Source organism: Streptomyces sp. NPDC001093, from assembly GCF_040298985.1.
Classification (GTDB): domain Bacteria; phylum Actinomycetota; class Actinomycetes; order Streptomycetales; family Streptomycetaceae; genus Streptomyces.
Genome location: NZ_JBEPBF010000025.1, coordinates 67,309 through 80,959, shown reverse-complemented (window position 1 = coordinate 80,959; position 13,651 = coordinate 67,309). Strand labels below are relative to the sequence as shown.

The 13,651-nt window shown below is 68.6% G+C and carries 11 protein-coding genes and 6 pseudogenes; 11 read left to right on the top strand and 6 right to left on the bottom strand.

All coding sequences use genetic code 11. The annotated features are described in order from the left end of the window. Positions 1-27: 27 nt before the first annotated feature. Positions 28-288 carry a hypothetical protein gene (locus tag ABT288_RS15665; protein WP_351607266.1) on the bottom strand — a complete coding sequence of 87 codons (261 nt, stop codon included), beginning with the start codon at positions 286-288 and terminating at the stop codon, positions 28-30. A 30-nt stretch (positions 289-318) separates the two neighbouring features. Here ABT288_RS15665 and ABT288_RS15660 point away from each other — a divergent pair, with 30 nt between their 5' ends. Further along, on the top strand, positions 319-618 hold the full coding sequence (locus ABT288_RS15660; RefSeq protein WP_351607264.1) for a hypothetical protein: 300 nt from the start codon (positions 319-321) through the stop codon (positions 616-618). 281 nt (positions 619-899) lie between these two features. Here the strand turns inward: ABT288_RS15660 and ABT288_RS15655 are convergent, their stop codons facing one another. Next, the gene (locus ABT288_RS15655) at positions 900-1,952 is read right to left on the bottom strand and encodes an aldo/keto reductase (RefSeq protein ID WP_351607262.1); all 1,053 of its coding nucleotides are present in this window, start codon (positions 1,950-1,952) and stop codon (positions 900-902) included. Positions 1,953-2,055: 103 nt separating this feature from the next. Here ABT288_RS15655 and ABT288_RS15650 point away from each other — a divergent pair, with 103 nt between their 5' ends. The 7 genes and pseudogenes from ABT288_RS15650 to ABT288_RS15620 all read left to right on the top strand — a co-directional run bounded on the left by ABT288_RS15650 (position 2,056) and on the right by ABT288_RS15620 (position 8,130). Further along, positions 2,056-2,685: a TetR/AcrR family transcriptional regulator gene (locus tag ABT288_RS15650; RefSeq protein WP_351607260.1), complete on the top strand. Its 630-nt coding sequence runs from the start codon at positions 2,056-2,058 to the stop codon at positions 2,683-2,685. Positions 2,686-3,035: 350 nt separating this feature from the next. Next, positions 3,036-3,888, top strand: a pseudogene (locus ABT288_RS50225) (transposase). A gap of 986 nt (positions 3,889-4,874) precedes the next feature. Beyond that, entirely contained in the window at positions 4,875-5,561 is a 687-nt protein-coding gene (locus tag ABT288_RS15640) for a hypothetical protein (protein ID WP_351607255.1), read from the top strand. A 228-nt stretch (positions 5,562-5,789) separates the two neighbouring features. Beyond that, positions 5,790-6,005, top strand: a pseudogene (locus tag ABT288_RS50220) (IS5/IS1182 family transposase); the annotation flags it as partial. Then, positions 5,975-6,433 (top strand): annotated as a pseudogene (locus ABT288_RS50215) (ISKra4 family transposase); the annotation flags it as partial. The pseudogenes ABT288_RS50220 and ABT288_RS50215, both read left to right, overlap by 31 nt. A gap of 112 nt (positions 6,434-6,545) precedes the next feature. Further along, entirely contained in the window at positions 6,546-7,079 is a 534-nt protein-coding gene (locus ABT288_RS15625) for a CbrC family protein (protein WP_351607252.1), read from the top strand. 269 nt (positions 7,080-7,348) lie between these two features. Then, positions 7,349-8,130, top strand: a pseudogene (locus tag ABT288_RS15620) (DUF817 family protein). 39 nt (positions 8,131-8,169) lie between these two features. Here ABT288_RS15620 and ABT288_RS50210 read toward each other — a convergent pair. Together ABT288_RS50210 and ABT288_RS15610 are read right to left on the bottom strand one after the other, a co-directional pair. Beyond that, a pseudogene (locus ABT288_RS50210) lies at positions 8,170-8,588 on the bottom strand (winged helix-turn-helix domain-containing protein); the annotation flags it as partial. 629 nt (positions 8,589-9,217) lie between these two features. Continuing rightward, positions 9,218-10,057 carry an SDR family oxidoreductase gene (locus tag ABT288_RS15610; RefSeq protein WP_351607315.1) on the bottom strand — a complete coding sequence of 280 codons (840 nt, stop codon included), beginning with the start codon at positions 10,055-10,057 and terminating at the stop codon, positions 9,218-9,220. 91 nt (positions 10,058-10,148) lie between these two features. Between ABT288_RS15610 and ABT288_RS15605 the strand changes: the two genes are divergently transcribed. Further along, positions 10,149-10,505 carry a winged helix-turn-helix transcriptional regulator gene (locus ABT288_RS15605; RefSeq protein WP_351607250.1) on the top strand — a complete coding sequence of 119 codons (357 nt, stop codon included), beginning with the start codon at positions 10,149-10,151 and terminating at the stop codon, positions 10,503-10,505. Between the two features lie 225 nt (positions 10,506-10,730). Here the strand turns inward: ABT288_RS15605 and ABT288_RS15600 are convergent, their stop codons facing one another. Further along, entirely contained in the window at positions 10,731-10,892 is a 162-nt protein-coding gene (locus ABT288_RS15600) for a hypothetical protein (protein ID WP_351607247.1), read from the bottom strand. Between the two features lie 153 nt (positions 10,893-11,045). On the opposite strand from ABT288_RS15600, the gene kilB reads away from it, so the two are divergent. Further along, the gene (kilB, locus tag ABT288_RS15595; RefSeq protein ID WP_351607244.1) at positions 11,046-11,516 is read left to right on the top strand and encodes a plasmid transfer protein KilB; all 471 of its coding nucleotides are present in this window, start codon (positions 11,046-11,048) and stop codon (positions 11,514-11,516) included. A 207-nt stretch (positions 11,517-11,723) separates the two neighbouring features. Here the strand turns inward: kilB and ABT288_RS15590 are convergent. Continuing rightward, positions 11,724-12,339 (bottom strand): annotated as a pseudogene (locus ABT288_RS15590) (sigma factor-like helix-turn-helix DNA-binding protein); the annotation flags it as partial. Positions 12,340-12,614: 275 nt separating this feature from the next. Between ABT288_RS15590 and ABT288_RS15585 the strand changes: the two are divergent. Then, positions 12,615-13,454, top strand: coding sequence for an arginase family protein (locus ABT288_RS15585; RefSeq protein ID WP_351607242.1), 840 nt, complete (start codon positions 12,615-12,617; stop codon positions 13,452-13,454). Positions 13,455-13,651: the final 197 nt, after the last annotated feature.

The following is a 13,651-nucleotide window of genomic DNA, read 5'->3' as shown; positions in this document are numbered from 1 at the left end:
CCCCGCTCCGACCGGTGACCCCGGCCGCTACGTCCCACCCGGCCCGGCGACCCCCTCAAACGCCAGCTGCTTCGCGGCGGCCAGGATGCAGTCGCGCGGCACCAAGACCAGGGACTCACCCTCACCGATCGAGACGCCCAGCTCGTTCATTCGCTCCGCCTCCGGCTCGGTCAGGAGATGCAGCCTCCCGATCACAAAGAAGTCGCCGTCGTCCCGCTCCACGACATCCGGGCAGTTGTTCGCTCCGACGGACCCGCGCTCGGCGGGCGTCGATCCGATACGGCGCATGAGGCTCCTTGCGGTGACACGATCGGTGTTATGAACACCAATACGGACTGGACCTACCGGGTGTTCGAGCCGCACGGGTCCGAGGGCTGGCGCCCCTACGGCAGCGACCCCGAACAATGGCACGGCGTGATCACCGCCGCCGACACGGACGAAGGCGCCAAACACGCCATCGGCCGCATCGTCGCCGACCTCATGACCGAATGGGAGAGGACCGGCCTTCACCACGCGATGCACGTGCGCGTCTTCCTCTGGCACGACGAGGCGGGCCAGATGGAGGATGCGGACTTCGTCGTGGAGGTCCGGCCCCGGTCGGACTTCGACACAGCGTGACGGATCAGGACGCTCGGCAGCCGAAACCCGCATCGGCGGCAACCCACCCGCGGGCACCGACACCCTGGATCAAGGGAACCGCAGGTACGCCCACCTGTGGCGGAGATGAGGGCGCCCCTCGGCACCGCGCAACATCTCCCCCACGCAACGAAAACGCCGCCCAGTACAGCTGCGGAGCTAATGGCATGTGATCTACGAAGATCAGGCCATGGAGAGAGGACCGACGCGAGGATGCGGTGACCGGTGAACGACACGCCCGCTTCTCCTACTTGACGCCGATGTCATGCAGCAGGCCGCGGCGCGACAACTGGTGGGTTGAGGCGGGCGAAGCCTTCCTGGCGCTGGTAAGGGAAGTACGGGTAGGGCGCTGTCCTGCCGCTCGCCGCGTCGAGTTTCGCCATCTGGTCGGGCGTGAGCGTCCAGCCGATGGCACCGAGGTTCTGGCGAAGCTGTTCCTCGTTGCGGGCGCCGATGATGACGGAGGAGACGGTCGGTCGCTGCAGCAGCCAGTTGATGGCGATCTGTGGAATGTTCTTGCCGGTCTCCTGCGCGATCTCGTCGAGGGCGTCGACGACGCGGTAGAGGTGTTCGTCCTCGACCGGCGGGCCGTAGTCCGCGGTGCGGTGCAGTCGGCTGCTGGCCGGCAGCGGCTGGCCGCGGCGGACCTTGCCGGTGAGCCGTCCCCAGCCGAGCGGGCTCCAGACGAGGGCTCCGAGGCCCTGATCGAGCCCGAGGGGCATCAGCTCCCATTCGTAGTCGCGGCCGATGAGGGAGTAGTAGACCTGATGTGCGACATAGCGCGGGTGGCCGTACTTCTCGGCGATCGCGAGGGACTTCATCGCCTGCCAGCCGGAGAAGTTGGAAATGCCGACGTAGCGGACCTTCCCTGCTCGTACGAGATCGTCGAGCGTGGACAGGACCTCCTCGATCGGCGTGCCGGCGTCAAAGGCGTGCAGCTGGAAGAGATCGATGTAGTCGGTGCCGAGCCGGCGCAAGGCATCCTCGCATGCGGTGATCAGGCGGGAACGAGAGGAGCCCGCATCGCCTGGGCCGTCGCCCATCGGCAGGCTGGTCTTGGTGGACACGATCACCTGGTCCCTGCGGCCTTTGATCGCTTCGCCCAGCACCTCCTCGGAGGCCCCGCCGGAATAGACGTCGGCGGTGTCGAACATCGTGATCCCGGCGTCGAGGCAGATGTCCACGAGACGGCGTGCTTCTTGCGCATCGGTGCTGCCCCAGGCACCGAACAGCGGCCCTTGGCCGCCGAAGGTGCCGGCGCCGAGGCTCAGGGCGGGGACCTTGAGGCCGGATGCACCCAGCCGCCTGTATTCCATGACTGTTCCTCTCTCGTCGCCTACCTGGCTAATGGGCTTGGAGTTCCGTTAGCGTGTCCTCAACATAGCAGGCATGACTGATTAACGAAACTGGAGTCCCGTTATGGGCTTTGAGGGTACAGATCCGGGGACCGTCCGTCCCGGAGGGCGCACAGCACGGGTGCGGGCGGCGGTCCTGCAGGCGACCGGGGACGCCTTGGCGGAGCATGGCTTTGCGCACCTGGACCTCGCCGACATCGCGCGCCGCGCCGAGGTGGGCAAGACCACCGTCTACCGCCGTTGGGGAACGGTGACCAGCCTGGTGGCCGACCTGCTGACGGACATGGCCGAGCAGTCACTGCCACGGACCGAGACCGGCTCGCTGCTCGGCGACCTCAAAGCCAACGCCCGTCTCGTACAGCGCACCCTGGCCGACCCGCGGCAAGGACCGCTGTTCAAGGCAGTGATCGCCGCCGCCACCTGCGAGGCGAAGACAGCCGAGGCCCTGCACCGCTTCTACGACATCCGCGTCGAGGAGTGGGCACCCTGCGTCCAGCAGGCCATCGACCGGGGCGAGGTGCCCGAGGGCACCGATATCCACGAGGTAATCCGTGCTGTCTCAGCCCCCCTCTACTACCGCCTGCTGACCACCGGCGACCACATCGACGAAGCCGCCGCAGACCAAGCCGCCGAGGCCGCTGCGGCTGCGGCGCGTGCGGGAGCGTACCTGAGGGACGACGAAGGTCGTGCGTGACCGGCTTCCCACTCCGCCGCTGAGCGCGGGCCACCGTGCGTGATCCCAGCGGGCACAGCGTTTCCAGGTCCCTCCGGCCGCTTCAGCGAGCCGGGCTGTGATGTCGTCGTTGTGGCCGAGCATCCGGGCGATCACCGGGCGGGGGCTTGGAGGACGAGTTGGCGGATCGCCGCTGTGCGTCCTGGTCGGGCCGGGAAGCCCAGCACCGAGTCTCTACGACCGAGCAGGTCCCATTACCGGTAACCGGTAGTTCGTTGAATCGGGTGGCGGTGCGGGTTGACGGCAGGTCGGATTGGCCGTAGGCCGTTGCGAGGAGTCAACAAGCTCAACTGCCTTGCTTGGGGCTGAAGATGACTGCTTGTCGTCCGTGTCGGCCCGCGCCGGGGCCGTTGGAGAACTACGTGATCCGGTTCGACGACATCTAGTTCAGCCTGGCCCAGCGGCGAGGGTTTCGCGAGCACTTGACCGGGCTGCTGGCGCCGCGGGAGCGGAACAAGACGATCACCTGCCCGGCAGGTGCGGAACCGGGGGCGGGTGCGGGGATGCCTGGGGTGCAGCGGCTGCAGTTCTTCCTGTCCGAGTCACCCTGGGAGGCTGAGCTGGTCAACGACCGGCGGCTTGAACTGCTGCGCGAGAAGCCGGGGACGGCTCCGCACGACGGCGGGATCATCGTGATCGACGATTCCGGAGACCGCAAGGACGGCACGGCCACCGCGCACGTGGGCAGGCAGTGGCTGGGCCAGTAAGGCCACCTGGTACCTGGCCACCAACCTGCCCCGCCCCGACGCACCCCACGCCACCACCAGCTCGCACCCGCCCGCACCCGCCCGCACCCGCCGACCGACCTCGCCGAGATCGTCCGCCTCTACGGCCTGCGGCCGTGGATCGAGAAGAGCGACAAACAGATCAAGGACGAACTCGGCTGGGCCGACTTCCAAGTCCGTTCCGACCGCGCCATCCGCCGCCACCAGACCCTGGTCAACTGCGCCTTCTCCTTCTGCTGGGACCAATGGAGCCAGAGAGGGGCCCAGCCTTGCCCCACCGGCCCCAACCGCCTTGCTGGCCCAGGGCCTTACGCGCCATCCGTTCCTGGCTCACCCCAGCCGTCGCCCTCAACCGATGGTGGCGAGCCTGGACGGACACCGACCCACCTTCCCAACTCCAGGCCGTGATCGACCCGGTCACCAACGGACACGGCATTGACCTCTACCTCCGGATTTAACGAACTACCGGTAACAACCACCCACCAGCACCCAGCGCCCCCGCGCCTCAATGGCCACGCGGGGGCGCTGTGCGTTGAACACGAAGCAAGTTCGAATCCTGCCGCCCCATGCAGAGCCGTGCTCACCGGGGGATCGCCCGGTGGGCGCGGGCCGGTGTAGAGGGCGGGTCAGTTGCTGCAGGTGTCGAGCATCGAGGGCAGGGCTGTCTACACCTTGTCGGTGGTGGTCAGCTTCCAGATCGACTTGATGTGGGTGTAGTCCTCGGCGTACGTGTACCAGAAGGCGTGGTTGGTGGGCTTCCGGTCGGCCGACCCGCTGTCGGACTTCGAGGAGTTCGCGGACTTCGAGGAGATGAGCAGCTGGGGGCCTGTCAGGTCGTTGCCGAAGGCCTTGCGCTGATCGGCGTTCCAGGCGTCGGCGCCGGAGCGCCAGGCTTCGGCCAGGGAGGTTCATGTGGTCGATGGTGGCTTTTAGCGACGTCGGTGACGGTGGTGTCGTCGTAGACGGAGTGCCAGGTGCCGGAGGCGGGCTGGCAGTGGTCGGCGTTCTCCTGGACGCTCCTGCCGTCGCGGGCCAGGACGTCCTGGCGGGTGGTGCAGCCGTCGGGCTGGGTGGCCCTGGTTTAATTCGCGGGTTTCGGTTCTGGCCCAACTTCTGCGATCGGTAACGCTGCGTCATCCAGTTGAATGGCGCCACTGGCAGCGCAAGGCGTTGACACGGTCCCTGACGGGGGTTGGATCGGTGGCGGGACGGCGATCGCCGGCTTCGGCATCCACCTCGCCCTCGGCAGCTGAACACCACCGCCTCCAGCACTCCAGTTGCAGATCGTGACCTCGCCGGCGGAAGGTCCTGTGCGCTGGCGGGGCACGTGCAAGGCCCTCCTGGGGCGCCTGGCGGGACGGTTCAGCCGGGTAGTCGGCGCCGGCCGGACTACGCCCCACGTTGGCCGTTGTTACGATCCTCCGCATGCACAGCGCAAAGACCGCGGTCGGCGGAGAGGACGTACGCTGGGTCGTCACTCTGGCCATCGACACCCTGCGGGATGCAGATCCCCAGGCGTGGGAGGCCAAGGCGGGAACGCTTGAGTGGACGTGTTGGGAGACGCTCGAGCATTTGGCCGATGACCTGTTCACCTACGCCGCGAGGTTCGGGCTCACCAAGCCGCCAATCTCCACGGTGTTGCCGTTCCGGACGAGCAGTGACCGCAGCGGTGGGCCGGCAAATGTCATCTTCATTGACCGCGCCTCGGGCCCCGAAGGCCTCCTGACCATCCTGGAAGCGTGTGGCGGTCTGCTCGCCTCCGTCCTGAGCACTGCCCCCTCGACTGCTGTTGCATACCATGTCTTCGGGCCTTCGGACCCGGAGGGCTTTGCCGCAATGGGCGTTGTTGAGACCCTCGTGCACACCCACGACATCGCTCAGGGACTGAATCTGGAGTGGTCGCCACCAAGGGAGCTGTGCGAACGGGTCCTGAAGAAGCTCTTTCCCCATGTCGTCATTGATTGTGACGTCTGGGAGATCCTGCTGTGGGCGACTGGACGCACCGCCCTCCCCGATCGCCCACGACTCACTGAGTGGCGCTGGTACGGCACCCAGGCGTGTGAGCGCCTGCCGCACAGCTCGACGAGCACGGCGAGCGCCCTGACCGGCTAGGGGCGGGCCCCCGGCGGGCCCCTGCTGCCGATATCTAACGGCAGCCGTTGCCGTCAAACATACCGAACGCCCGAAGGGCGGGTGCGGCATGCGGTACGGGGTCGCATCCCCGGCGTGCTCATTGCGCGGCAGGATCCAACAGGAGCCCAGGCATGAACTCCTGCGCCCGCCGCCGCGGTTCCACTCGAGCAGCACTGGCTGATCTCCTGGTTGGTCCCGTGGATCGCCTTTGAGCCCCAACGCCTGCACGCCGACAAAACGTACGGCCGGGCCGACCCGCGGAAACAGTTGCGCGGCAAGCGGATCGGAGTGCGGATCGCCCGCAACGGCATCGAGTCCAGCGATCGCTTAGGGCGTCGCAGGTAGGTGATCGAACGCACCCTCTTCTGGCTGACCGACTACCGCCGGCTCACTGGGCCGCCGCCCACGCCTTCCACGAACCCGGCACCACCGAGGCCGAGGACTGGTCGGGCCCCGTCTGACCGCGATCCTCTCGGGCCACGCCGTTCGCACCGCCGCCGAGATGACCGCCCACGCCAAACGGGAACACCTGTCAGCCGTCCGGCGCGAGACCCTCGACGCCTGCCATCGCTACCAGACCGGCCACCTCGATGAGCTCCACTACGACACCGCGCTCGACCGGCGGGGCCGATCGCCACCGGCGCGGTGGAGGGCGCCGTCGCCACCTGATCGCCGACCGCCTCGATATCACCGGCGCCCGCTGAGGCCTGCCCGGAGCCGAAACCGTCCTCCGGTTGCGCGCCATCGTTTCCAACGGCGACCTCGATCCCTACTGGCGCTTCCACGCCGCACGCGAACACCAACGCCTCTACCCCGCCCCGGACCAGCAGCGGTTTGGCCTCGCCGCTTGATCACGGGACTCCTTGCGGACAGACTGCGACCCATGAGGTCCACAGGCGTGCCCACCGACACGCAGACCACCCGCGTCGACGCGGCTCTCTCCTTGCACAGGCAGGCTCATCAGTGAGCGCCAACCTGCCCTCCTTCCGCTACCACCCCGAACCCGTCGCAAGCGGATCCATCCGCGAGAGCGCCGAGACCTGCGCCTGCTGCGAGCGCAGCACCGGGTGGATCTACACCGCGACCTTCTACACAGCCCAGGACGTCAACGGGCCGTTCTGCCCCTGGTGCATCGCCGACGGCAGCGCCGCTGAACGATTCGAAGGCGCATTCACCGACTCATACGGGCTCGACGGCGTCAGCGAGGAGACCCTGGAGCACGTCACCCGACGCACCCCCGGCTTCCACGCCTGGCAGGATCCGCACTGGCTCGTCCACTGCAACGACGCGGCCGCCTTCATCGGCGAGGTCGGATACACCGAACTCGCCGCCCACCCCGACGCACTCGACCAGCTTCGAACCGACCTACGGATCGGCGGTTGGCACGACGCATCCCAGCTCGAGAACTTCCTGACCCACCTCGGGCAGGGCGCAAGCGCCATGCTCTTCCGCTGCACCGTCTGCGGCACCCACCTCGCCTACGCCGACGCTTCATAGCCACGCCCACCCCAGACGCGCCTTTCCCTTCAGCGGATCTGACTCGCGCGCCCGCCACGCCTCCTTGAGCATGACGTTGATCCGCAGGCCGTCTGCCTGGATGACCACCTGTGGGCAGGTCGATGCCCACTGCTCCCCGACGCACAAATCCGAAATGGCTGGGTGTCCGTGAAGCCGAGCAGGCCGTGCGGTTACGGAAACTCAGGAAAGTACTGGTGGTCAAGGGGCGACGAACCGACGGGGAGAGACCTGCGTTCTCTCTTCTCATCATGCCCACTACAAAACCGGCTGCTCCCCCGGCCTCCCAGATCGGCCAGCTACTCGACTTCGCCTGGAACCAGACCCGGGCCTGCGCCTTCGCCATCGCCCTGCTGTCCGGAGAGACGGCATCGAAACTGCTGCCACGGCTGCCGGTGGCCCGCTACGACCTGCTCGTCGCTTACGGCGTGCTGCTCACGCTGCTGTTCTGGCGGCGCGGCTGGGAGAGCGGACGGGACGTCGCCGTCTTCAGCGCCTGCCACGTCATCGGCCTCGCGTCCGAGCTGGTGAAGGTCTCGCAGGGCTCGTGGAGCTACCCGGAACCAGCCGTGCTGAAGTTCGCGGGCGTCCCCCTGTACGGGGGCTTCCTCTACGCGGCCGTCGGCAGCTACGTCTGCCGGGCCTGGCACCTGTTCGACCTGGAGCTGTGCCGCTACCGGCCACGGGCCGCTGGGCTCCTCGCGGCCGTCACGGCGGGCACTTCCGTACGCTTCACGGTGTGCGGGGTACAGCGGAGCATGCCGCTGGCGCTGTCATTCGTCCTGATCGGCTTCTTCCTATGGGTGGCGGAGAACCTCGCCACTTCTGTGGGCGCCTGGCGTTACCCCTACCAGCTGCACGGCTGGCAGCCGGTCGGCGTCGGCAAGTTCGGCGCCTGGCCTTACTCATCAGCGTCACGTTCGTGCTCGCGGCACTCGGCCGGTCGAGGACACCATCGCCTACCAGGTCCCTCTCCACGTCGCGGCGACCCTCATCCGGGCACGATGCCGTCCAAAGAGACAGAACCAGGTGACGCAGCTGGCTGGTGTTCGGTCCCCGATGCCGGTGTGGGGTCGGTGGCTCCGCCGCACCTGCACCTGTACCTGCACCGAAAGCCCATCTGACGCAGGATGCTCCAGCTCTGTGCCTGGCCGAAGCGCTCGTGGAAGCGCCGGGCGATCACGGTGGCGACCCGAGCCAGCGTCCAGCCCCAGTCCTCCGTCCAGCCGTGCACGGACGGCCCCTTCTCCAGCTCCACCGCCAGCCAGGCCCGCCACTCCGGCTTCATCCGTGACGGAAGCCCGGACGGCCCCTTGGACCGCAGGGCCTCCACACCGCCGTCCCGCCAGCGGGCATGCCGAGAGACCGCAACTCCCACATGACCTGCGGCGGCGACAGCGCTTGCGCACATAACTCGGCGGCCTCGAACCGCACTTGCTCCCGCCGGGCCCGCTGCTCCGCGGTCAGACCACTCCCATCGGGATACCGCATCCCCCAGGCATACACCCACCGCCGAGATCACCGTCACCCCGAACCAAAAACCCTCAGTAGTGCCGACGACGTGGTGGCCGAGACGGTGGAGCGGGCTCTGCGTGACCGCTCGGCAGAGGGCGAGGCGGCGGAAGTCTTGGTTGGGACCGCATTGAACGACGACGACGGCGGAGTTCGTCGAGCGCTGGTCTGTGCAGGTCGGAACATGGGTTGTGGCGGGAGGAAGACGGAGCAATTGTCAATAGTTGTGGATGGAGTGAAGCGTGATCAGGCCTCTGGTTGTACGGATCTCGTCGCGCGCAGGGGACTGCCGTGGACTGGTCGGGAGACATGCGCCTTCAGGCGCGCCGGGCGTCAGGGGACGACCTGCTGTCCTTGGTGATGGCTACTGCCGACGAGCCGCCCGCTTGAGGACACGGAGGTACTCGATCAGATTCTGTCCGTGCCGGCCACGGGCGGGGGAGACCACCGCCTGCCTGCTCGCCCGAACCCTGCACGCCGTGCACGAGCGCCCGGACGTGCAGAGCCGGCTGCGGGCTGGGGGGACGCGAGCTCGCCGGGCGCGCCCCGCCTTCGCCGACATCCGGTGGTCGCCCGCGCGGGACCGGGCCGGGCGCTGCAGCTTTGTCTCAGCGGAAAGCGGCGATGTTGCGGGCGACCCAGTCGGTGAAGGGGCGCGGGGCGCGGCCGAGGGCGCGCTCCACGTCCGGGCTGATCCGCAGCTCGGACGGGTTCGGGGCGCCGAGGATGTCCAGGGTGTCGTCGGCGAGTTCCGCCGGCACGAACCGGGTCATCGCCACCTTGGCCTCGTGGCGGGTGAGTTCGTGGAACCGCACCGGCGAGCCGAGCGCGGTGGCGATGGTCTCCGCCTGCTGACGCGGCGTGATCACCTCCGGCCCGGTCAGCTCGTACACCCCGCCGGTGTGCCGGTCGTCCAGCAGGCAGTCCACCGCGACCTCGGCGATATCCGCCGGGTCGACGACCGGCACCCCGACGTCGCCGAAGGGCGCGGCGACCGTCGCTTGCATGCGGACGGACTCCGCCCAGGCCAAAGCGTTGGACGCGAAGCCCCCCGGCCGCAGGATGGCCCAGTCCAGGCCGGACTCCCGCAACGCGTCCTCCACCGCGCGCATCGAGACCCGCGACGGGCCGAGCGGCCTGGTCGCCACGCCCTGCGAGGACAGCAGGACGACCCGCCGGACCCCACTGGCCGCGGCCAAGCCGATGATGTCGGTCGGCCTGGCTCCGGGGGCGTGCAGGTCGCCGGACAGCAGGAGGAACAGCGCCTGCGCCTCTGCCAGCACGGGAGTGAGGCTCGCTGGCTCGGCCAGGTCTGCCGCCATGTGCCGGACGCCGTCCGGCACCGCCGCCGCGTGCCGCGACACCGCCGTCACCTGCTCGCCCGCCTCGGTCAGGGCACGCGTCAACGGCCGGCCCACATTTCCGGTAGCCCCGGTCACCACGATCACGATCAGCTCCTTGTCCGTTGTGTACTGCGGCAATGACGCTAGGAGAATGGCTTACTTTTCGAAAGGACCTACCTGAAGGTAAGCTCCGGACATGAGGGAAGGCACGCAGCTGACGCAGGCCGAGTCGGGGAAGCGGTATGAGGTGTTTCACACCCACTGCCCCGCGCGCGATGTACTCAGCCACGTGACCAGCAGGTGGGGCGTCTGGGTGCTGATCTCCCTGCGCGGCGGCGACCTGCGGTTCTACGAGCTGCGCGAGAGCATCCAAGGCATCAGCGAGAAGATGCTCGCCCAGACCCTGCGCGCTCTGGTGCAGGACGGCTTGGTCTGGCGGGAGGTCGAGCCGACGACGCCGCCCCAGGTCACCTATGGCCTTACCCGGTTCGGCCAGGACATCGGCGCGCCGCTCGAGGAGTTGTTCAACCGGCTCGACCGAGGCCGTCGTTAGCTTCCGCTGGCGTGGGTGCTGGTAGCGGCGCGCTGCCATGCCGTGCCGCTCGGCCGGCGGTCGGTGGGCCTTGCACCTCGTGCAAGCGCTGTGCAGTAGGCACACGGACGGGAGGCGTGCGCCGATGTCCGCGGGTCAGGGAACCAACCGGAGCGTCGTACGGGCCGCGCGCGAGCGGTCGAGACAGCCGCAGCCGAACCGGCGCGAGCCTATCCGGCCCACCCTTCAGGGCCGTTCCAGCGCGGGGTCGCCGCCGAGCTTGCCCGCGATCACCTCGTGAAGGCGGTCCATGCCCGTGTCCAACACCTGGTCGACCTTTTGATCGGCCCCGGCGCCGGCGGTCTCCCGGTCGCGCCCCCTGCCTAGTTCGAGACGGCTCCGTAGCAAGCCGAGGCTGCTGGAGGGCCGCTGACTTCACTCCAACGCACAGAATCGACGCAGCGACTGCAGCATGGCACGGAACACATCAGTGCGTGTTTTGATCCTCTTCTGCCTGCTGGTGGCGGACTGAAACCGACTACCCGAGAGGACCAACACCTGATGTCCATATGGCCTTCGATCGTTGCCGTGCTCGGTACCCTCGCCGGTGCCCTGACCGCCGGACTCCTCCAGCACCGATCGGCACGCACCGCACGGGCCGAGGAGCGCGCCGACAGCCACCGCCAGGACCAGCTCGATGCCGTCACCGACTTCGCGGCCGCCCTGGACGCGCACCGCTCGGCGATGTTCCACCGGGAGCGCCTGGCCCTGACCGAGGCAGGCACCGAGCACCAGCTGGAGGCCCAGACGAGATCCCACGACACCCGGGCGGCAATCACCGCGCCCCACATCCGCCTTCAGATCCTGGTCCCCGAGCTGGCCGGCCCCGCCCAGCAGGCCGCAGATGCCACGTACGCGCTGCGCAAGGCCTCCGACCGGACCGAGCTGGACGCCCGGCGGCACGCGGCCAAGGAAGCATCCGTCGCCTTCATCGCCGCGGCCGCCACGCTGCTGAGCCCCACCAACCGCTGACCGAGGGCAACCACTGCCGGCGTCCTGGCCGTCCGGCTGTGCCGGTCCCCCACGCCCTGCAACACTCGTACGCTCCCGTGGCGGGTGTTCCTGTATCCCGCCGACATTCCGGACGCCGGTGATCGTGAAGCGCTCCTGAAGGCCGTAAGCAACCGTTCTTGGAGATGACCTACGCAGCCAGCCATTCATGGCACCGGTGTGCTGGCCTCAACGGCTCACGGTGGTCTCCTGCTTCACATGCGAGAGCTTCTCAGGGTTGCGCACGGCGTAGAGGCCGGTGATGAGTCCGTCGTCGATGCGCACCGCCATGACGGTGTGGATCTCGTCGTTGACCCGTACCAGCAGTCCCGGGCCGCCGTTGACCTGTACCAGCTCGATCGCCCTTTCGACGCCGTGCCTGTCCCACCGGGCTGCCAGGCAGCGAGCCACCTGGTAGGCACCCGCGACGGGCCGCAGCAGGGCGCGCTTGACTCCGCCCCCGTCGCTGAGGGCGACCACGTCCGGCGCGAGGATGTCGAGCAGACGCTGCAGCTCGCCGGTTTCAACCGCCTGCTGGAAGGCCTGGATCACGGCCCGGGTTTCGGCCGCGGAGACGGTGCCGCGGAGACGGTGCCGCGGAGACGGTGCCGCGGGGGCGGCGCGCGGCGACGTGCGCCCGGGCCCGGTAGGCGAGCTGGCACACCGCAGCCGGGCTCTTGCCGACGGCTTCGGCGATCTCGTCGTAGTCCAGGCCGAACACCTCGCGCAGGACGAACACCGCCCGCTCGACCGGCGCGAGTGTCTCCAGCACCAGCAGCATCGCCATCGAGACGCTGTCGGCCATCGACGTCCTCGGCCAGCGGCGAGTTCCTGCCGAGCCCCACGCCAAGCTCGCTGGTCCCACCTTCCGGGAATGGCTCGACATCCAACTCTGACACGGCCGCACACCGGCAACCGGTCGGCGTACGACCACCCATGTCCTGTGCTGGTGAGGCTTCACCGAGTGCCGTTGAAGTCTGACCACCGTGCAGTTCGTGTCATCAAAGGTTGAGTGACGCGGCTTGCAGGACGGCCGGGGCGCGGGCATAGGCTACTTTGATCACCAGGGGGGAGATGTTCGTGTCGGGTCTGCACGTAGTCGAGGTGGCGCAGTGGCAGGGATCGGGGGCGGCTACAGCCCCTCGGCTGCGCGAGGGGGCAGTTCGGCTTGCCGAGCTGATTCCTGCAGGTCGGCGGCGCACGGTCCCGCTCGCCAACGGCGTCGGCAAGGCGCGGGGCGGCGTACAGAACGCCGATGTGCTGGAACGGCATCTGCAAGCGGTGCGCGCGGCACTGGCCGAGGTCCCGGCCGGCGACCTCACGGTGATCGTCGGGGGCGACTGCGCGGTCGACCTCGCCCCGGTCGAGGCTGCGCTCTCGGTATTCGAGGACCGGCTTGCGCTGGTGTGGTTCGACGCGCACGCAGACCTCAACTCCCCGGAGTCGTCGCCGTCCGGAGCCTTCCATGGCATGGTGTTGCGTGCGCTCATCGGCGACGGGCCAGAGGGCCTGCGGCCCGCGCGGAGTCTGTCGGCCGACCGCGTGGTGCTGGCGGGCGCGCGGTCACTGGACCCAGGTGAGCAGGACCTGGTCGGGCGCCGCGGCATCCGGCACCTCTGCGTCGAGCAGCTGGCTGGTCCAGGGCCGCTCCTGGACGCGGTGCGTGCCACCGGCGCCGAGGCGGTGTACGTCCACATCGACCTCGACGTCCTCGACCCGCAGATCTTCCCGGCAGTCGGCACCCCTGAGCCCGGCGGGCTCGGCGTCGAAGAGCTGCTAGGGGCAGTGCGGGCACTCACTGACGAGTTCACGCTCGCCGGCGTCGCCCTCACCGAGTACGAGCGGACGGAAGGCGCCGATCAGGAGGAGGCCGTACTTCGGCGGATCATCGACGGACTGTTCCGGCCCGATCAACGCTGAGCAGCCCTTCTGCACTCGCGCTGCCCCTCCGGTTCGAACGCCTCGTCCGGGCCGGACGCCCCCGCTCACACTCCGATGGCACATGTTCAACCTTCAGTGTGACGGGACAGCCCAAGGGCACGACGATTCCCCGCTGACCCGCCTCGACATGCTGCGGTTTGGCTGTACGCGAGTCGCGTCGTCGTTTCGCCGTGACT

Bases quoted from the DNA above. Each gene is read 5' to 3' on its own strand.
- ABT288_RS15665 (WP_351607266.1), bottom strand. From the start codon at position 288: ATGCGCCGTATCGGATCGACGCCCGCCGAGCGCGGGTCCGTCGGAGCG.
- ABT288_RS15660 (WP_351607264.1), top strand. From the start codon at position 319: ATGAACACCAATACGGACTGGACCTACCGGGTGTTCGAGCCGCACGGG.
- ABT288_RS15655 (WP_351607262.1), bottom strand. From the start codon at position 1,952: ATGGAATACAGGCGGCTGGGTGCATCCGGCCTCAAGGTCCCCGCCCTG.
- ABT288_RS15650 (WP_351607260.1), top strand. From the start codon at position 2,056: ATGGGCTTTGAGGGTACAGATCCGGGGACCGTCCGTCCCGGAGGGCGC.
- ABT288_RS15640 (WP_351607255.1), top strand. From the start codon at position 4,875: ATGCACAGCGCAAAGACCGCGGTCGGCGGAGAGGACGTACGCTGGGTC.
- ABT288_RS15605 (WP_351607250.1), top strand. From the start codon at position 10,149: ATGAGGGAAGGCACGCAGCTGACGCAGGCCGAGTCGGGGAAGCGGTAT.
- kilB (WP_351607244.1), top strand. From the start codon at position 11,046: ATGTCCATATGGCCTTCGATCGTTGCCGTGCTCGGTACCCTCGCCGGT.